Origin of the sequence: Mesorhizobium sp. WSM3860, from assembly GCF_002294995.1 — a bacterium.
GTDB lineage: Bacteria > Pseudomonadota > Alphaproteobacteria > Rhizobiales > Rhizobiaceae > Mesorhizobium.
The window spans coordinates 351921-368332 of the sequence record NZ_NSGF01000002.1 but is presented as its reverse complement, the minus strand read 5'-3'; the positions used below and the strand labels follow the sequence as shown (position 1 = coordinate 368332).

The following is a 16412-nucleotide window of genomic DNA, read 5'->3' as shown; positions in this document are numbered from 1 at the left end:
TCAGTCTGACTGACTTGTCCCAGAGAGATTATCATGTCCTCGAACGCGCCCGCTACCGCCGAAGTCCGCAATTTCCCCAACGCCAAAGTCCAGCCGTCGACCGAAGCTCCGGAAGCGCCTGTACTGCCCGCTTCTCCCGCGCCTAGCGAAGCGCCGGCCAAGAAGAAGCGCTCCATCCGTTCGCTGCTGTTGCCGATCATCGGGCTTGGCCTCCTTGGCGCCGGCTCCTGGTACGGCTACAATTATTGGACCGACGGCCGGTTCATGATCTCCACCGACGACGCCTATGTCCAGGCCGACATGTCGTTCGTGTCGCCGAAAATCTCCGGCTATGTGGACAAGGTGCTGGTGAGCGAGAACCAGAGGGTCAAGGCCGGCGATCCGCTGTTCGTCATCGATGACGGCGACTACAAAATCGCGGTCGGCCAGGCCGAGGCGCAGATCGCCACGCTGGCGAAGACGCTCGACCGCATCGACGCGCAGACCAAGGCGGCGCAGGCCTCGCTGGCGCAAGCACAGGCGCAGAAGATCGCCGACCAGGCGGCGGCCGACAATGCGGCGCGCGCCCAGGCCCGCGCGGCGCAGCTGCTCAAGACGCATGTCGGCACGCAGGCGCAGCTCGACGACGCCCAGACGGCGCTCGACCAGGCCAAGGCCGCCCTTGCCGGCGCCGACGCGCAGATCACCGCCGCACAGGCCAATATCGGCGTGCTCGAAGCCCAGCGCGCAGAATCGGCGAGCACGCTCGCCTCGCTGCAGCTAACCCGCGACAAGGCGCAGCGCGACCTTTCCTTCACCGTGCTCAAGGCGCCCTATGACGGCGTCGTCGGCAATCGCTCGGTCGAACAGGGCGACCTCGTCACCCCCGGCCAGAAGCTCGCCGTCGTCGTGCCGATGGACAAGCTCTACATCGTCGGCAACTTCAAGGAGACGCAGCTTGGCCGGCTGGTGCCGGGCGAGAAGGTCCGCATCACAGTCGACGCCATCGACGGCCAGACCTTCGAGGGCACGGTGTCGTCGCTGGCGCCGGCCTCGGGCGCGGTGTTCTCGCTGCTGCCGCCGGAAAACGCCACGGGTAACTTCACCAAGGTCGTGCAGCGCGTGCCGGTCCGCATCGACGTGCCGGCCGACGTGCTGAAGACCCGCAAGCTGCGCGCCGGCCTGAGCGTCATCGTCGCCGCCGACAGCCGCACCGCGCCTGCCGCGACGACCAACTGAGCAGTTTGGGGGGCGGCCCGGTGGCCAATTGAGCGCCGAGCCGCCCAGCCTGTTTTGACGCAGTTCCGGGCGGAAACCGCCGCGCACCGTTCCGTGGAATTGCCGTAGGGAGGCCATGAGATGGCAACCGCAACCATTACCGCAGGGGCAGGGCCGGCAGCCGCCGCACCCGCCGACCATATGCCTGTGCGCCGCGTCATCGCCTTCCTGGCGATGGTGTTCGGCATGTTCATGGCGATCCTCGACATCCAGATCGTCTCGGCATCGCTGGCCGAGATCCAGGCCGGCCTCAGCGCCAGCTCCGACGAGATTCCGTGGGTGCAGACCGCGTATCTGATCGCGGAAGTGGTGATGATCCCGCTGTCGGGCTTCCTCAGCCGCATGCTGTCGACCCGCGTGCTGTTCACGACCGCGGCCGCCGGCTTCACAGCAGCCAGCGCGCTTGCCGCGACCGCCACCAACATCGACCAGATGATCGTCTACCGCGCCATCCAGGGCTTTATCGGCGGCGGCATGATTCCGAGCGTGTTCGCTGCCGCCTTCACCATCTTCCCGCCGTCGCGCCGCGCCGTCGTCTCGCCGATGATCGGCCTGGTGGCGACGCTGGCGCCGACCATCGGCCCGACGGTGGGCGGCTATATCAGCCACGCCATGTCCTGGCACTGGCTGTTCCTGATCAATGTCGTGCCGGGCATACTGGTGGCGACGGCTGCCTGGTCGCTGATCGATTTCGACAAGCCGAATCTCAAGTTGTTCTCCAAGTTCGACTGGTGGGGCCTGATCGGCATGGCCGCCTTCCTCGGCTGCATGGAATACGTGCTGGAGGAAGGCCCGAACCATGACTGGCTGCAGGAGCCGGCCGTCTTTGCCTGCGCCATCCTCATGACCATCGGCGGTATCATCTTCTTCTGGCGCGTCTTCACCGCTGAGGAGCCGATCGTCGATCTCCGCGCCTTCAGCAACGTCAATTTCGCCTTCGGCTCGCTGTTTTCCTTCGTCGTCGGCATCGGCCTTTACGGATTGACCTACCTCTATCCGGTGTTCCTCGGCCGCATCCGCGGTTACGATTCGATGATGATCGGCGAGGCGCTGTTCGTCAGCGGCCTGGCGATGTTCTTCACCGCGCCCGTTGCCGGCATCCTGTCGAACAAGATCGATCTCAGGCTGATGATGATGATCGGCTTCATCGGCTTCGCCACCGGCACATGGTGGATGACGCATCTCACCGCCGACTGGGATTTTTATGAGCTCTTGATCCCGCAGATCCTGCGCGGCTGCTCGATGATGCTGTGCATGGTGCCGATCAACAACATCGCGCTCGGCACGCTGCCGCCGGAGCGGCTGAAGAATGCGTCGGGCCTGTTCAACCTGACTCGCAATCTCGGCGGTGCCGTCGGCCTGGCAGTCATCAACACGGTGCTGATCGACCGCAATGCCTTCCACTATGCAAGGCTTTCCGAGCATGTGCAGTGGGGCAGCGAGGCGGCGCAGGCCAAGCTGCAGAACATGACGCTGAACTTCCAGCAAAACGCCGGCCTCGATGCCACGACCGCGGCCATTTCGAAGCTGTCCGGCATGGTGCAGCAGCAGGCGGCGCTGCTGTCCTTCATGGACGTGTTCATGATGCTGACCGTGCTGTTCGCCTCGCTCGGATTTTTCGTGCTGTTCATCAACAAGCCGGCCCAGCAAGGCGGCGGTGGCGGTGGAGGCCATTGAGGAGCCGGAACCCCCGCCTGGCGTCCTCAACGCGTGACCCCGGAAATCGTCGCCGATTTCCGGGGTCATTTCTTTGGACAGATCGCAGTCCGCTCAAGCCGCGGCGGGCTTGAAGGTCAGCGCCACGCCGTTGATGCAGTGGCGCAGGCCGGTTGGCGGCGGGCCGTCGTCGAAGACATGGCCGAGATGACCGCCGCAGCGGCGGCAATGCACCTCGGTCCGCGTCATGCCGAGCGAACGGTCTTCGGTCTTGCCGATGGCATTGGGGATCTCCTGCCAGAAGCTCGGCCAGCCGGTGCCGGAATCGAACTTCGTTTCCGACGGATAGACCGGCAGGTCGCAGCCGGCGCAGGCGAAGATGCCCTTGCGGTGTTCGTTGAGCAGCGGGCTGGTGCCCGGATATTCGGTGCCTTCTCTGCGCAGCACGTCGAAGGCGGCATCCGAAAGGATGGCGTGCCATTCGGCATCGGTCTTGGTGACCTCGAAGGTCTCGCCGGCCAGAGCCGGCTTCGCGCCGCCCATGCGCAACGCCGCTCCGGTTCCGATTGCGAGGGCAGTGGCACCGCTCCAGAGAAAGTCGCGACGGTTCATGGCCTTTCCTCCTGACGTGATCTTACAAACTAGGACGCCGCCGGAAAAGCAAAAGCCGGTGACGATGCGCGCGCCACCTCGCGTCGACCCAAGCCCTGGCGATGCGGAGCGGAGCTTGACGGCAGCACTGATCGTCGGAGGAAGACCGTGCGGCCGGCGCGGACATACCTCACTTCGCCGGCCGCACGCGCTTTGTTACATCTTCGGCAGAAGAACCTTGTCGACGACGTGGATGACGCCGTTCGACTGGCGCACGTCGGCGATCGTGACATGGGCGACGTTGCCGTTCTCGTCGGTCACCGTGACCTTGCCCTCCTCCGACTTCAGCGTCAGGGCGCAGCCGCCGACGGTCTTGACCTCATGCGCACCGCCATCGGCCTTAGCCATCTTGGCGACGTCGGCGGCCAGCGCCTTGGCGGCAATGACATGGCAGGTGAGTATCTTGGTCAGCTTGTCCTTGTTCTCGGGCTTGAGCAGCGTCTCGACGGTGCCGGCCGGAAGTGCAGCGAAGGCCTCGTTGGTCGGGGCAAAGACGGTGAAGGGACCGGGGGTCTGCAGCGTGTCGACGAGACCGGCGGCCTTGACGGCGGCGACCAGCGTGGTGTGGTCCTTCGAATTGACGGCATTCTCGATGATGTTCTTCTTGGCATACATCGGCGCGCCGCCGACCATCGGATTGGCGGCATTGGCAACGGCGCCAAACGCGGAAAGGCCGATTGTAGAGGCAAGCAGAAGGGTGGCGAGTTTACGCATTTTGTCAATCTCCTCGGGTTGTTTTTCCCCATCGTTGGGAACGCGAGGAGATACGAGGCATCAAAAACTTAGTTTCGCGAACCTCGAAGATTTTTTATTCGTTGGCCTGGACGCAATCGCATCGCGTCTAAGCGCATGAAAGCACTGCTGCCGACACATGTCGGGGTAGATAGACTTCGGCTAGTCTACAATACTTTTCCGAATGTCGGTCAGATGCCCTTCAGATCGCCCGCGGCGACGACGGGGCCGGTCGGCTGGCCGGTCGGCGAACCGCCGGCCGGCTCGAGACTGACGGCGAGCACGGCGCCTTGCGCCAGCTTCTCCTGCACGGCCGGCGTGACGGCCATGCGCGCGGTCTGACCGGCCGGGATGACGCCCATCGATACCGGCGCATTCTTGCCCTCGATCATCCACAGCTCGAAATCCTTGCCGGCGCCGCGTTCGCCGGAAACCAGCGAGAGGCCGACCTCCTGGCGGGCCGCGTCATAGATAGCGAGGTATTTGACGTTGCTGTTGTCGGCGGCGAGCGAGGCGACCAGCCTGGTCTCGGGCTGCGGCAACGGCGGATTGACGAGAGGCAGGGCGACAAAGACGGCCAAAGCGGCAAGCGCGGCGGCGGCAAGCCCGCGCCAGAAGGCGAGGCTCCCCAGCAGGCCGGTGCTGGGCGCGGCGGGGGTGGCCACTGATGAGGCAAACAGCCGCCGGTCGATCGCCGCCTTGACCGAAGCCGGCGGCTCGACCGCAGCGTAGGCGGCCGCCATCGGCGCGAAATGGGCTTCCCAGGCATCGACCAGGCGGGCAAAACCCGCCTCGGTATCGATGCGGCGGGAGGCGATCTGGCGTTCGTCGGCTGCCAGAACGCCGAGAGCGTATTCGGCGGCGAGCAGGTCGTCGCCTCCACGTTCCGGTCCGTTGTCTTCCGCCAGCGTCATCTTTCCAGGCATTCTCTCAGTTTGAGCAAGCTTCGCCGCAGCCAGGTCCGCATCGTGTTCAGCGGAACCTTGTGCCGCTCCGCCAGCTCGGCATAGCTTTCGCCGTTGAGATAGGCGCCCCGGACCGCCGCCGCCCGGTCTTTCTCCAATTCGTCGAGGCAATGGTAGATGCGTTCGGTCTCGCCGCCCGCGACAGCCATGGCCTCAGGCCCCGGCGCCGGATCGGCGATCTCGAGGGCTGCATCGATGTTGGCGGAAGGACCGCGCCGCGTCCTGATGCGGTCGATCGCATGGTTGCGCGCAATGGCCACCAGCCAGGAAATCGGGCTGAGATCGGAAACCGCGAAACGATCGGCCTTGGTCCAGATCTTGACGAAGACCTCCTGCAGCGCTTCTTCCGCCTCGCTCCTGTCCCTCAATACACGAAGGCAGACGCCGAAAAGTTTCCCGCTGGTCTGCTTGTAGAGCAGATCGAACGCAGCCCGGTCCTTCATCGAAGTCCGGACGATCAGCTTGCTGATGTCCTGAGGCCCCATGCAGGCAAATTAGAAGATTGCGATCTATTTGCAACGGCGCGGGCGGTGTTGTCCACCCAAGGCTGCCGCGGCGTCAGTACGTGAAGTGATCTTCCCCGATGCGAGATGAACAACGCAAATCCGGATTTCGATTTGCGGCTTCATGCGATAGCCTTCGCCAAAACAGGGGAGCGGCGATGTCGATCGAACGCGTGCTTTGGGAACAGGATGCGACCGGACTTGCCGAGCTCGTCCACAAGGGGGAAGTCTCGCCGCAGGAGCTGGTCGACGCCGCGATCGCCCGCGCCGAGGCGACAGGACCCGACATCAACGCCATAGCCACGCCGCTCTATGAAGCCGCCAGGGCGCGGGCGAAGGCGGTCGATCGCAAGCTGCCGCTCGCCGGCGTGCCCTTCGCGCTGAAGGATCTCGGCATCGGCATCAAGGGCGTGCCGATCCATGGCGGCAGCCGCATTGCGGCCTTCACGGCCGATTTCAACTCGGTGATGGTCGAGCGCTATCTGGCCGCGGGCCTGATCCCGATCGCCACCAGCACCTCGCCCGAGCATGGGCTGCGGCTGATGACCGAATCGGCCCGCTTCGGCATCACCCGCAACCCCTGGAACACCGGTCACACCACCGGCGGCTCGTCCGGCGGTTCGGCGGCGCTCGTCGCGGCCGGCGTGGTGCCGGCGGCGCACGCTTCGGACGGCGGCGGCTCGATCCGGGTGCCTTCGGCCTGCAGCGGCTTGGTCGGGCTCAAGACCTCGCGCGGCCGGGTGCCGCTGACGCCGCTCACCAGCGAGAGCTGGTACGGCATGGTCGTCGACCATGCGGTCAGCCGCTCGGTGCGCGACACAGCCCTCCTGCTCGACCTGACGCACGGCGCCGATCCGCTGTCGCCTTATGCGGCGCGGGAGCCCAAGGGCGCCTTCGCCGCCGCAGCGGCGCGCGATCCTGGCAAGCTCAGCCTCGCGGTCTACCGCAAATCGCCGCTCGGCCTGCCGATCTCGGGTGAGACGATCGAAGCGCTGGACACCGCGGTGGCGCTGGCGCGCGAGGGCGGGCACACGGTGGAAGAGATCGACCTGCCCTATGTCGGTCGCGACTTCATCGCCGATTTCTGCAAGAGCGTCGCCTCGGCCGTCGCAGGCATGATGCGTGCCGAGGCGAAGCGCGTCGGCCGTCCGGTGACCGGCGAGGTCGAACGTGCGACGCGCGTGCTCGGCCGCCTCGGCGAAATGCTGTCCGCCGGCGAGGTCTATGACGCCGTGCAGCGGCTCAACGCCACCGCGCGGCAGATGATTGAAGACACCGCGCGCTTCGATGCCGTGCTGATGCCGATCATTGCGCACCCGCCGCTCGCCTGCGGCGCGATGGACCCGAACGGCGCCGACGAGCTCGTCGAGAACCTCCTCGACAAATTGCATCTTACCGGGCTGCTCAGGATCAGATCGTTTTTCGGCCAGCTGATGGACAAGAGCCTGTGGTTCACTCCCTGGCCGGCGATCCACAATGTCAGCGGCCAGCCCTCGATCGCGCTGCCGGTGCATGTCACCGCCGACGGCCTGCCGCTCGGCATCCAGGCCGCGGGGCGGCCCGGCGATGAGGAGACGCTTTTATCGCTCGCCGCGCAGATGGAGAAGATTTCGGGATGGCTGAAGCGCCGCGCACCGCTCAAGGTGCCAGCTTAGAAACCCATGCACGATTTCGTTATTGCGACCGCAAAGCCGTTTGCGGCCTACGGCATTTCCCGCTAAGAGGCCGCCACATAAAGCGCGTCGCGAGGAAACGGATTCAAGCGACCCGCTTTAGTCCTTGTTTTGATGCATGTCGTTCAGCCAAAACCGCTGCGCGCTTTTGAGCGACCTGCATTGACCAGCTGGGGAAAAGCACCGATGACGGACATCGCCGCCAACGCCGAAATGCAGGCCGCGCTGCTTTCCAGAGCGCTGCCCTATATGCAGCGCTACGAGAACAAGACCGTGGTGGTGAAGTATGGCGGCCATGCCATGGGCGACAACGATCTCGGCAAGGCCTTTGCCCGCGACATCGCGCTGCTCAAACAGTCCGGCGTCAATCCGATCGTCGTTCACGGCGGCGGCCCGCAGATCGGCGCGATGCTCAACAAGATGGGCATCGAATCCAAGTTCGAGGGCGGCCTGCGCGTCACCGACCAGAAGACAGTCGAGATCGTCGAGATGGTGCTGGCCGGCTCGATCAACAAGGAAATCGTGGCGCTGATCAACGCCGAAGGCGAATGGGCGATCGGGCTCTGCGGCAAAGACGGCAACATGGTCTTTGCCGAAAAGGCGCGCAAGACCATGATCGACCCGGATTCCAATATCGAGCGGGTGCTGGATCTCGGTTTTGTCGGCGAGCCGGTCGAGGTCGACCGCACGCTGCTCGACCTGCTGGCCCGTTCCGAGATGATCCCGGTGCTGGCGCCGGTGGCGCCCGGCCGCGACGGCCATACCTACAACATCAACGCCGATACTTTTGCCGGCGCCATCGCCGGCGCCTGCCGCGCCTCGCGCCTCTTGTTCCTGACCGACGTGCCCGGCGTGCTCGACAAGAACAAGCAGCTGATCGACGAGCTGACGGTCGCCGAGGCCAAGGCGCTGATCAAGGACGGCACGATATCGGGCGGCATGATCCCGAAGGTCGAGACCTGCATCGAGGCGATCGAGCGCGGCGTCGAAGGCGTCGTCATCCTCAACGGCAAGACGCCGCATTCGGTGCTGCTCGAGCTGTTCACCGAGCACGGGGCCGGCACGCTGATCGTGCCGTAGCAATTATTAGCCGGCTGGCCTTCTGCTTTCCGCGATCCGCCGATCTTCCATGACGAACATGGCCGGCTTGCGCGCCGGGCGCTGAAAGGCCATCGACTCCTCCTCGGCGTCCTGCGGCGCGCCCCAGAATTCGGCAAGCGTCGGGCCGTCCGCCACGCGGCGATCGCGGACCAGAAAGCCCCAGACCTCGCGGAACCAGACGCGGCGGCCCATCCTGGTATACCAGCGCATCGAATGCCGCTGCTCCGGGTCCGGATGGAAAAGGATCCGCGCCAGCGCTTTCGGCCGTGACTGCACGGCAAGCTCGATCAGCTTGACGGCGAAGAACAGCATCCACGGTTGCAGCCGGGTCATATGCAGCACCTGGTGCTTGTAGTCCCAGAGCCGGACGTCCTTCTGGATCACCTTGCGACCCTTGGCGATGCGGAAGAACGGCGTCCAGCGATGCGGCGTCACATAGAGCGCCTGGATCTGGTCGGGATCATAGGCGATGAGCTGGCGAAAGCCGCGCCAGAGATCGCGAAAACCCTCATCCTCGAAGCCGGCGACCCAGGTCGCCATGGACAATATGCCGTGCCGGCGAAGCAGCCGGATCGCCTCGCGGTCGGACTTGGTGCTGCCGCCCTTGCGGATCAGCGACAGTGTGGCCTCGTCGGTGTTCTCCATGCCGAGCAGCCAGCGGATGACGCCGGCCTTGCGATAAAGGTGCAGGATATCGGCATCGCGCACGATATCGTCGGCGCGCGTCGAGCCGACGATCAGCACCGGCACGTTCTCGCCGATCATGGCATCGAGAAAGGCGCGCCAGGCCTTCTTCGAGGAGGTCGGGTTCTCGTCGGCCAGATTGACCAGCTCGACGCCGTGCTCGCGGTGCAGCCAGGCGATCTCCTTGGCGAAGCTGACGGGATCGCGATGCCGCCAGCGGGTCCAGAAGCCGCGCTGGCCGCAATAGTTGCACAGATGCGGACAGCCGCGCGAGAACTGCATGACCACGGCGCGCTTGCCGCCCCAATAGCTGTAGCGGCCATGGTCGATCAGCTCCCAGCCGACGCGACAGGCGTCGAGATCGGTAATCGTCATTGCCGGCGGTGTCGCAAAGGGTCGGCCGCAATCGTCGCGGTAGGCGATGCCGGCGACACCCGACACCGGTCGGCGCTTTTCCAGCGCCTCGACCAGCGCCAGCGCGGTCGCCTCGCCCTCGCCGCGCACGATGAAGTCGAAGACCTCGGTTGCGGCGAGCACGTCGCGCCAGTGATAGGTCGGGAAAACGCCGCCATAGAGGATGATGACCCCGGGCGCGCGGGCCTTGATCATTTCCGCGATCCGCAGCGCGGTCGGATGCGCCGAGGTCGAGCCGGAATGGCCGATGAGGACGAAATCCGGATTGTCGCTCAGCGCCTCATCGACGAGCGTGGAAAGCGGCATCGGCCCAAACTCCGCATCGACCAGGCGCACCCGATGGCCCGCATCGAGCAGCGGACCGCCGACCGCCAGCAGACCCAAAGGCGGCAGGTGATCGTCGGGCACGCGGCTGCCGATGGCTGTATGCGGCGGGTTGACCAGCACGATGTTCATGGCGGACCTCCGTTGCGTCGGTCCGCCGGTCGTATTCGGCGATGCCGAAGCCGCCTTGGCGCGCCTCAGCAGTTTCGATGCAGCTTTCCCACAGATTTGATGGGCACACCCGAAACGCCGCGCAGGCCGGGAGACGCGTCAGCCCAGTGCATAACAAAAGGTTAAGGTCATACGTGTTGCGCACGTCGATCGAGCTCTGGCTTTCGGCGCTTCAAACCTTCGGAAGGGTGCGCATTAGCAATAACTAATGCAGTTGCCCCTAAACTTTTATTAAAACTCTATGCATTTATAATTGTCGGTGGGGGACCACAAGGAAATGCCCATATGGCGCTGAATTCCGATCTGAAAATCGATGAGGCGAGCCTCATCACATCGACGTTGATCAAGAAGCACAAGGCGGCGTCCGCGGAGACGGTCGACGCCGCCGAGCTCAAGGCGCGGGCGGCCCAGCTCGCCTTGGTGCTGGACCTCGCTCATCAGGCTTTCTCGCGCCAGGAGCCCGCAGGGCAAATCGTCGAACGCCTGGCGGGTCGATTGCATGAACTGCGCCGGGAGGTCGCTCCGGCTCTCTGGCAGGAATTGATTCCGCTCGCTCAGCAGCACCGCGTGGCGGCCTACCTGAAACAGGATCCGTTCACGCGCTGGTCGTTCGAAAAGCCGCGCGGCTATTCGGGCGACGCGACGCTGCTGGACATCTACTACAAGCACCCGAGCGCCGACGAGATCGTGGCATCGTCGAGTGAACTCGGCCGCGAGATCTTTGCCTATACGAGCGAAGCCGCAAGCTCGGTGGCGGGGCGCGAGCGCCGCGAAATACTGGCCAAAACGGTCGACGAAACGGCCGCCCGGGTAGAAAACGCGGAGGTGCTGGCAATCGCCTGCGGCCATTTGCGGGAAGCCGAACTCTCAAAGGCGCTCGCCGAGAAAAGATTAAGGCGCTGGATCGGCCTCGACCAGGATCCGGTGAGCGTCGGCACGGTCAATCGCGACCTCGCCGGTACCGGAGTGGAAGCCGTGGACGGGTCCGTGCGCGGTCTTCTACGGCGCGCCTACCCGCTCGGCACATTCGATCTCGTCTATGCCTCCGGGCTGTATGACTACCTGCCGCTTCCGGTCGGCGCACGCCTGCTGCAGCGCGCCATGGAACTGGTCAAGCCGGACGGCGAGTTCCTGTTCGCCAATTTCAGCGACGAGATCACGACCGACGGGTACATGGAGACGTTCATGGACTGGCCGCTCATCCTGCGGTCGGCCGGCGACATGTGGGACATCATCAATGCCGCCGTGGACAAGAACCGCGTCGAAGCCGAGGTCTATTACGGATCGAATAGGAACATCGTCTACGGCAGGATCCGCAAACGCGTGGATTTCGCGGCGCCCGGCATAGAGCGGTAGCGGAGCCGCTTCACAGTCCATTCGACTTCAAGTCGGGCCGTGCAGCGGCCCGGCTTTCTGATGCAGCGCGCGGCGTCCTCGTTTCGCCGAGATAGCGCCGCCCTGTGTTCCTGCCGGACTGCTTCAAGTTAAGCGACGAGGTCCTGCCTGGCCTGCCTGATGTCTTCGATCGGAACGGGACGTCCGGTCAGGAAGCCCTGGATAGACTGAATCCCCATGTGCTGCAGCAAATTCTGCTGCTCTTTCGTCTCGACGCCCTCGACAAGGACCGTATGGCCCAGATTGCGCAGCAGCCTGACCATGTCCTGCAACAGGCTCAGGCCTCGAACCGTCTGGCAGTCGTGCAAGAAACTCCGATCGATCTTGACGACGTCGAATTTGAAACGACGGAGCCAAGCCAGACCCGCAAATCCGGTTCCGAAATCATCGAGCCAGATCTGGACGCCCAGGTTTCGAAGCTGCTCGATACTTCTGGCGGCCTGCGCCTCCAGGGAAATATCGCTGCCCTCTGTGACCTCGAGCGCCAGCTTCTGGGGGGCCATGCCATGCCGGCCAAGGATCTCGGTGACGTGAAGCGGGAAATTCGGTGCCTTGAGTTGGACGACCGAGACGTTCACGGACACGACCGATCCCAATCCGTGCTCGACCATGTCGCCGCAAGCCCGATCGATCACCCACATCCCGAGTTCCTCGATCCCGCCGGTCTGCTCGGCGACGGGTATGAACACGGACGGGCTGATCGCGCTGCCGTCGAAGTCGCGCAGCCGCATCAACGACTCATGGCCAAGCACCTTGCCGGATATCGCATCGCAGATCGGCTGATAGACGACGGAGACGAGTCCCTCCGAAACGGCTTGCTTGAGCAGTTCCGAAAGATTTTGGCTGGCGCGCTTCTGGTCGATGGCCTGCGCATCATAGATGGTGAAGGTCGCGCGACCCGAAAACTTGGAGGCATAAAGCGCGCGATCGGCCTCCTGCAACAGGATCCGAAGCTCGATGCTTTGATCCGCGCGCGTCAACGAGGCGCCAGCGCTGATGGTGACGATGTTGAGTTTATCGTCCCGATCGGGATGGGAGATTTTCAAATCCTCGACGGCCCGGCAGAATTGATGGGCGACCTCGCGCAGATGATCCGGTCCGGCGACCTTGCAGAGCACGACGAATTCCTCGCCGCCGTACCGTCCCGCGATGGCGTGATTGGACGCCGCCGTCTCGTCGAAGGCACGGGCAAGCTCGATCAGGCAGTCGTCGCCGGCCTGATGGCCGAGCCGGTCGTTGAACCGCTTGAAGTAGTCCACGTCCATGAGAATGACGCCTATTTCGTCATTGTCCCTGGCCCATTCCTTGCACAACTCCGCGAATTCCCGCGTGATCGCCCTGCGGTTCTTAAGCCCGGTAAGCGGGTCCGTGTCCGCGATCTCGATGAGCTTTTGACCATTTTCGATGGCGACCTGCTCCTGGATCTGCGCCTGAAGGGCGTGCAGGAAGGTCTGGTAGCGCTCCATGCTGAGGCGCCATGAAAGATAGAGCGACAAAACAAGGCAATTCACGAAATAGGTTGCGAGCACCAGACGGGTGGCAAGATCGGCTTGAAGCAAGAACAGCGTGGCGCCGAGGAAAGCTATTGTCACGGTCGCGGACGACAGCGCCGAGAGCCATAGCCGGAAGTTGAAGAAAAGGTTGGCGCCGAGAATGAACACCGTGCCGAAGATGAGGAAATGGGACAGCGCCTCCTGATGCGCCGTTCCGAGCGCCGACAGCAGCCATCCGATCGCGCCGGCCACGATCGCCAGAGCGGCAACGTAGTGCAGCGTGGTGACGGCAAAATCGCGTCGAGCAACGAGTTCGACAAGCACCAGGAAGGTTAATCCCAACGTCAGGCGCGTCAGAATCAGACGGTCGGCGATGTCTGGGAAAAGAAACCAGTCGAAGGCACCGTAGCATATGTAGCTCAGCACGGCCGCCGCTATGCCCCAGCGCACGACCTTGCGATTCTGATCCGCGTTCTTCTGCAGCAGCATCGCAAAAAGCGTCGGATCGGCGGATTTCCACGGGGGGCGTGAAATCGCTTCAGTGACCCTCTGAGCCACGTCCTCCGTCAGTTGCATGCAACGCTCCTTTGCGATCATCCTCCGCATGAACGGGTTCGAGCAAGCGAAGTCCGTCAAGTCCTCACGGAAGGACGAAGGCAAGCCTGGTTCATTATAAGACACTAATGTTGCTAACCGCCGGTAAACGGATCATGCGATTGCACCGGCCTAGCGACCCGCCAAGGATTCCATGCAACAATCATGAGTTACCGAATTATGCATGATCACACTTTCTCCAGATCGCAAGAGAAGACGCACCCAACATTGCGTAAATCTCCGAGCGGGTCCTTACTTAAGATTCGTGTAACCTTAATTTCAGTTGATATCGGGGAAATCGTCCCGAAATAGATTCGCTCCGACAAATTTGTCGGGCCGCTTGCGCAGCGCCCGTTTCGCGCACGATTTACCGCCGCAAATGGCTGAGCGGCACGTGGCCTGGCCCCTTGATGTTCTGCAGCACAAGCTGGGTGTGGACGTCGCGGACGCCGGGCAGCCGCATCAGCCGGTGCATGACGAAAGCATTGAGATCGTCCACCGACGGGACCATTACATGCAGCAGGAAATCGTGGTCGCCGGTCATCGTCCAGCAGGACGAAACCTCGTCCATCCGCTGCACGGCGGCGATGAAGCTTTCCGGCGAGCCGTCGCTGTGGCTCACCAGGCGGACCTGGATGAACACCTCGACCGTCAGCCCAAGGGCGCGTCGGCTGAGCACGGCGGCAAAGCCCTTGATGATGCCGGCGCCTTGGAGCGCCTCGAAGCGCCGCGCGCAGGGCGTGGTCGACAGGCCGATCTCCTGCGCGAGCTCCGACACGGCCTTGCGCCCGTCGCGCTGCAGGGTGTCGAGCATCCTTATTTCGAACTCGTCCAGCTGAGGCATTTTCCCTCCTAAACATTCAAATTTGAGCGAAGTTTACCTCACAATCCGTCGCGTGGCTACAAACAAGGCTGATTTGCCTCACGAGCCGCGGCTACGATGACGCCACCATCCGGGAATTGACGATTTTTTCAGGAGGAAGAAATGACGATCAGCGTTGCCGATTATGCCCGCGAGTGCGCGGCGCAAGGCCTCCGCGGCGACTATTCGGTGTGCCGCGCCGACTTCACAGTGGCTCAGGGTTACGACTATTCCGCCGACGAGCAGGCAGTGTGGCGCACGCTCTGCGATCGCCAGACGAAGCTGACGCAGAGGCTGGCGCACCGTTCCTATCTCGACGGCGTGGCGGCGCTGGGGCTACTCGACAAGATTCCGGATTTCGACGCCATCAGCGAGAAATTGCGCAAGCTCACGGGCTGGGAAATCGTGGCGGTCCCCGGCCTGATCCCCGCCGGCCCCTTCTTCGACCATCTCGCCAACCGCCGTTTTCCGGTCACCAACTGGCTGCGGACCAGGCAGGAACTCGACTACATCGTCGAGCCGGACATGTTCCATGACTTCTTCGGCCATGTGCCCATCTTGACGCAGCCGGTGTTCGCCGACTTCATGCAGATGTACGGCGACAAGGCCGAGGACATGATCGCGCTGGGCGGCGACGAGATGATCACCCGGCTCTACTGGTACAGCGCGGAATACGGCCTCATCCAGGAAGCCGGCCAGCCGCTAAAGGCTTTCGGCGCAGGACTGATGTCGTCTTTCACCGAGCTGCAATTCGCGGTCGAAGGCAAGGACGCCCACCATGTGCCGTTCGACCTCGAGACGGTGATGCGCACCGGCTACGAGATCGACAAGTTCCAGCGCGCCTACTTCGTGCTGCCATCCTTCGACGCGTTGCGCGATGCATTCGCCGGCGGCGACCTCGCCGGGATCGTCACGCGGTTCAAGGGTCAGCCGGCGCTCGACCCGGCCACTGTGTAGGTACTGAAACAAATGCGCGGCGCCCCAAAACCGGTCGGTGCGGCGCGCTTCGAAGTCCGGCTTTCGCCCAGCCGGCCGTCAGAGCGGTTCAGTGGCCTGAAGGCGACTGAGCCGCTCTGGGTTCCGGAAGCAAGCCGCCGGGTTTTCTTCGGTCGCTCGGGCATCAGCCGGCCGAGGCCGGCTCGGCCTTGAGCCTCGCCAACTGCTTGCTCTGCAGGTCGAGCGCGGCATTGATGAAGCGCAGCACGGTCGCCAACTCGGCGTCGCTGAAGTCCGCCACCACTTTCTCGCCCTCGCGCGCGATGGCGCCATAGTAGCGCTCCGACAATTCTCTGGTCAGCTCGGTTGCCTCGATCACCACCTTGCGCCTGTCTTCCAGGCTGCGGGTTCTGGTAACGAGCCCGCGCGCCTCCAGGCGGTCGATCAAGGCCGTCACCGCTGCCGGCGTCAATCCCGTCGCCGCCGCCACGGCGCCCGCCGACTGCGGCCCCGCATAGAGCAAGCCCAGACAATGCCGCTCGGCGGCGATCAGCCCAAGCCGCTCGCCGACCGCCTCGTCATAGGCTTGCGTCGCGTCCTGCCAGCGCATAACGGCGCGGCTGAGGGCCGCCGTCATTTCAGCACGTTTCACGCTTGACGAATTTATTTCGATCATCTAACTATCAAATTGCCTAACATTCAAACTATCGTATCAATATGCGGCGCCACCCTTGCGAGGCAAGGGCAAAAGTCGCCGACAGGAGTGAACAAAATGAGCTCGATTCAACAGCGCCCCCCTCTTTCGCATGATGAGGAGTACAGATACGCCAAGCTGGCTATGGAATGGTATGGCTGGGGCTCGCCCATCGGCCTCGGCATTCTGCTGGTGGCACTTGCCGCCGCGGCCGTGCTGGTGCGCGTCGCCGTTTACGGACTGTAGACTCGACCCCCAAAGGCGCGCCAGGGCGGCGCAGTTTGCCGGTTCCAGGCGCCGGCGCCGC

General features: G+C 63.7%; 15 protein-coding genes. 7 read left to right on the top strand and 8 right to left on the bottom strand.

Annotated features, from left to right (window positions below; translation table 11 throughout):
• The first annotated feature begins 33 nt into the window (after positions 1 to 33).
• Complete coding sequence (locus tag CK220_RS05685) at positions 34 to 1218, top strand: HlyD family secretion protein (RefSeq protein ID WP_095810586.1); 1185 nt, start codon at positions 34 to 36, stop codon at positions 1216 to 1218.
• Between the two features lie 120 nt (positions 1219 to 1338).
• Entirely contained in the window at positions 1339 to 2934 is a 1596-nt protein-coding gene (locus CK220_RS05680) for a DHA2 family efflux MFS transporter permease subunit (RefSeq protein ID WP_095810585.1), read from the top strand.
• Positions 2935 to 3027: 93 nt separating this feature from the next.
• On the opposite strand, the gene msrB is transcribed toward CK220_RS05680, so the two are convergent.
• The 4 genes from msrB to CK220_RS05660 all read right to left on the bottom strand — a co-directional run bounded on the left by msrB (position 3028) and on the right by CK220_RS05660 (position 5746).
• Positions 3028 to 3525, bottom strand: coding sequence for a peptide-methionine (R)-S-oxide reductase MsrB (gene msrB / locus CK220_RS05675; protein ID WP_095810584.1), 498 nt, complete (start codon positions 3523 to 3525; stop codon positions 3028 to 3030).
• 195 nt (positions 3526 to 3720) lie between these two features.
• Positions 3721 to 4278 carry a fasciclin domain-containing protein gene (locus CK220_RS05670; RefSeq protein WP_095810583.1) on the bottom strand — a complete coding sequence of 186 codons (558 nt, stop codon included), beginning with the start codon at positions 4276 to 4278 and terminating at the stop codon, positions 3721 to 3723.
• Positions 4279 to 4487: 209 nt separating this feature from the next.
• A complete protein-coding gene (locus CK220_RS05665; RefSeq protein ID WP_176478996.1) occupies positions 4488 to 5210 on the bottom strand; it encodes an anti-sigma factor in 723 nt (240 codons plus the stop codon).
• Positions 5207 to 5746 (bottom strand): sigma-70 family RNA polymerase sigma factor, encoded by a 540-nt coding sequence (locus CK220_RS05660; RefSeq protein WP_095810581.1) that lies wholly within the window; start codon positions 5744 to 5746, stop codon positions 5207 to 5209. Before CK220_RS05660 ends, CK220_RS05665 begins: the two co-directional genes overlap by 4 nt.
• 176 nt (positions 5747 to 5922) lie before the next feature.
• Here CK220_RS05660 and CK220_RS05655 point away from each other — a divergent pair, with 176 nt between their 5' ends.
• Entirely contained in the window at positions 5923 to 7419 is a 1497-nt protein-coding gene (locus tag CK220_RS05655) for an amidase (protein WP_095810580.1), read from the top strand.
• Between the two features lie 204 nt (positions 7420 to 7623).
• Positions 7624 to 8517: an acetylglutamate kinase gene (gene argB, locus CK220_RS05650; protein ID WP_095810579.1), complete on the top strand. Its 894-nt coding sequence runs from the start codon at positions 7624 to 7626 to the stop codon at positions 8515 to 8517.
• Positions 8518 to 8523: 6 nt separating this feature from the next.
• Here the strand turns inward: argB and bchE are convergent, their stop codons facing one another.
• A complete protein-coding gene (gene bchE, locus CK220_RS05645; RefSeq protein WP_095810578.1) occupies positions 8524 to 10092 on the bottom strand; it encodes a magnesium-protoporphyrin IX monomethyl ester anaerobic oxidative cyclase in 1569 nt (522 codons plus the stop codon).
• Positions 10093 to 10416: 324 nt separating this feature from the next.
• Between bchE and CK220_RS05640 the strand changes: the two genes are divergently transcribed.
• Positions 10417 to 11487, top strand: a complete 1071-nt coding sequence (locus CK220_RS05640) for a class I SAM-dependent methyltransferase (RefSeq protein ID WP_095810577.1) — start codon at positions 10417 to 10419, stop codon at positions 11485 to 11487.
• Between the two features lie 128 nt (positions 11488 to 11615).
• On the opposite strand, the gene CK220_RS05635 is transcribed toward CK220_RS05640, so the two are convergent.
• Together CK220_RS05635 and CK220_RS05630 are read right to left on the bottom strand one after the other, a co-directional pair.
• The gene (locus CK220_RS05635) at positions 11616 to 13595 is read right to left on the bottom strand and encodes an EAL domain-containing protein (protein WP_095810743.1); all 1980 of its coding nucleotides are present in this window, start codon (positions 13593 to 13595) and stop codon (positions 11616 to 11618) included.
• A gap of 385 nt (positions 13596 to 13980) precedes the next feature.
• Positions 13981 to 14457 carry an Lrp/AsnC family transcriptional regulator gene (locus tag CK220_RS05630; protein WP_067003023.1) on the bottom strand — a complete coding sequence of 159 codons (477 nt, stop codon included), beginning with the start codon at positions 14455 to 14457 and terminating at the stop codon, positions 13981 to 13983.
• Positions 14458 to 14598: 141 nt separating this feature from the next.
• Here CK220_RS05630 and phhA point away from each other — a divergent pair, with 141 nt between their 5' ends.
• A complete protein-coding gene (gene phhA / locus CK220_RS05625; RefSeq protein WP_095810576.1) occupies positions 14599 to 15432 on the top strand; it encodes a phenylalanine 4-monooxygenase in 834 nt (277 codons plus the stop codon).
• A gap of 163 nt (positions 15433 to 15595) precedes the next feature.
• Here phhA and CK220_RS05620 read toward each other — a convergent pair whose 3' ends face one another.
• On the bottom strand, positions 15596 to 16087 hold the full coding sequence (locus CK220_RS05620; RefSeq protein ID WP_095810575.1) for a MarR family transcriptional regulator: 492 nt from the start codon (positions 16085 to 16087) through the stop codon (positions 15596 to 15598).
• Positions 16088 to 16183: 96 nt separating this feature from the next.
• Between CK220_RS05620 and CK220_RS31795 the strand changes: the two genes are divergently transcribed.
• Positions 16184 to 16351 (top strand): hypothetical protein, encoded by a 168-nt coding sequence (locus tag CK220_RS31795; protein ID WP_176478995.1) that lies wholly within the window; start codon positions 16184 to 16186, stop codon positions 16349 to 16351.
• Positions 16352 to 16412 lie beyond the last annotated feature (61 nt).

Coding starts and splice junctions, on each gene's coding strand:
- argB (WP_095810579.1), top strand. CDS start 7,624: ATGACGGACATCGCCGCCAACGCCGAAATGCAGGCCGCGCTGCTTTCC.
- CK220_RS05660 (WP_095810581.1), bottom strand. CDS start 5,746: ATGGGGCCTCAGGACATCAGCAAGCTGATCGTCCGGACTTCGATGAAG.
- CK220_RS05620 (WP_095810575.1), bottom strand. CDS start 16,087: ATGATCGAAATAAATTCGTCAAGCGTGAAACGTGCTGAAATGACGGCG.
- CK220_RS05640 (WP_095810577.1), top strand. CDS start 10,417: ATGGCGCTGAATTCCGATCTGAAAATCGATGAGGCGAGCCTCATCACA.
- CK220_RS05635 (WP_095810743.1), bottom strand. CDS start 13,595: ATGCAACTGACGGAGGACGTGGCTCAGAGGGTCACTGAAGCGATTTCA.
- CK220_RS05655 (WP_095810580.1), top strand. CDS start 5,923: ATGTCGATCGAACGCGTGCTTTGGGAACAGGATGCGACCGGACTTGCC.
- CK220_RS05630 (WP_067003023.1), bottom strand. CDS start 14,457: ATGCCTCAGCTGGACGAGTTCGAAATAAGGATGCTCGACACCCTGCAG.
- CK220_RS05670 (WP_095810583.1), bottom strand. CDS start 4,278: ATGCGTAAACTCGCCACCCTTCTGCTTGCCTCTACAATCGGCCTTTCC.
- phhA (WP_095810576.1), top strand. CDS start 14,599: ATGACGATCAGCGTTGCCGATTATGCCCGCGAGTGCGCGGCGCAAGGC.
- msrB (WP_095810584.1), bottom strand. CDS start 3,525: ATGAACCGTCGCGACTTTCTCTGGAGCGGTGCCACTGCCCTCGCAATC.
- bchE (WP_095810578.1), bottom strand. CDS start 10,092: ATGAACATCGTGCTGGTCAACCCGCCGCATACAGCCATCGGCAGCCGC.
- CK220_RS31795 (WP_176478995.1), top strand. CDS start 16,184: ATGAGCTCGATTCAACAGCGCCCCCCTCTTTCGCATGATGAGGAGTAC.
- CK220_RS05680 (WP_095810585.1), top strand. CDS start 1,339: ATGGCAACCGCAACCATTACCGCAGGGGCAGGGCCGGCAGCCGCCGCA.
- CK220_RS05665 (WP_176478996.1), bottom strand. CDS start 5,210: ATGACGCTGGCGGAAGACAACGGACCGGAACGTGGAGGCGACGACCTG.
- CK220_RS05685 (WP_095810586.1), top strand. CDS start 34: ATGTCCTCGAACGCGCCCGCTACCGCCGAAGTCCGCAATTTCCCCAAC.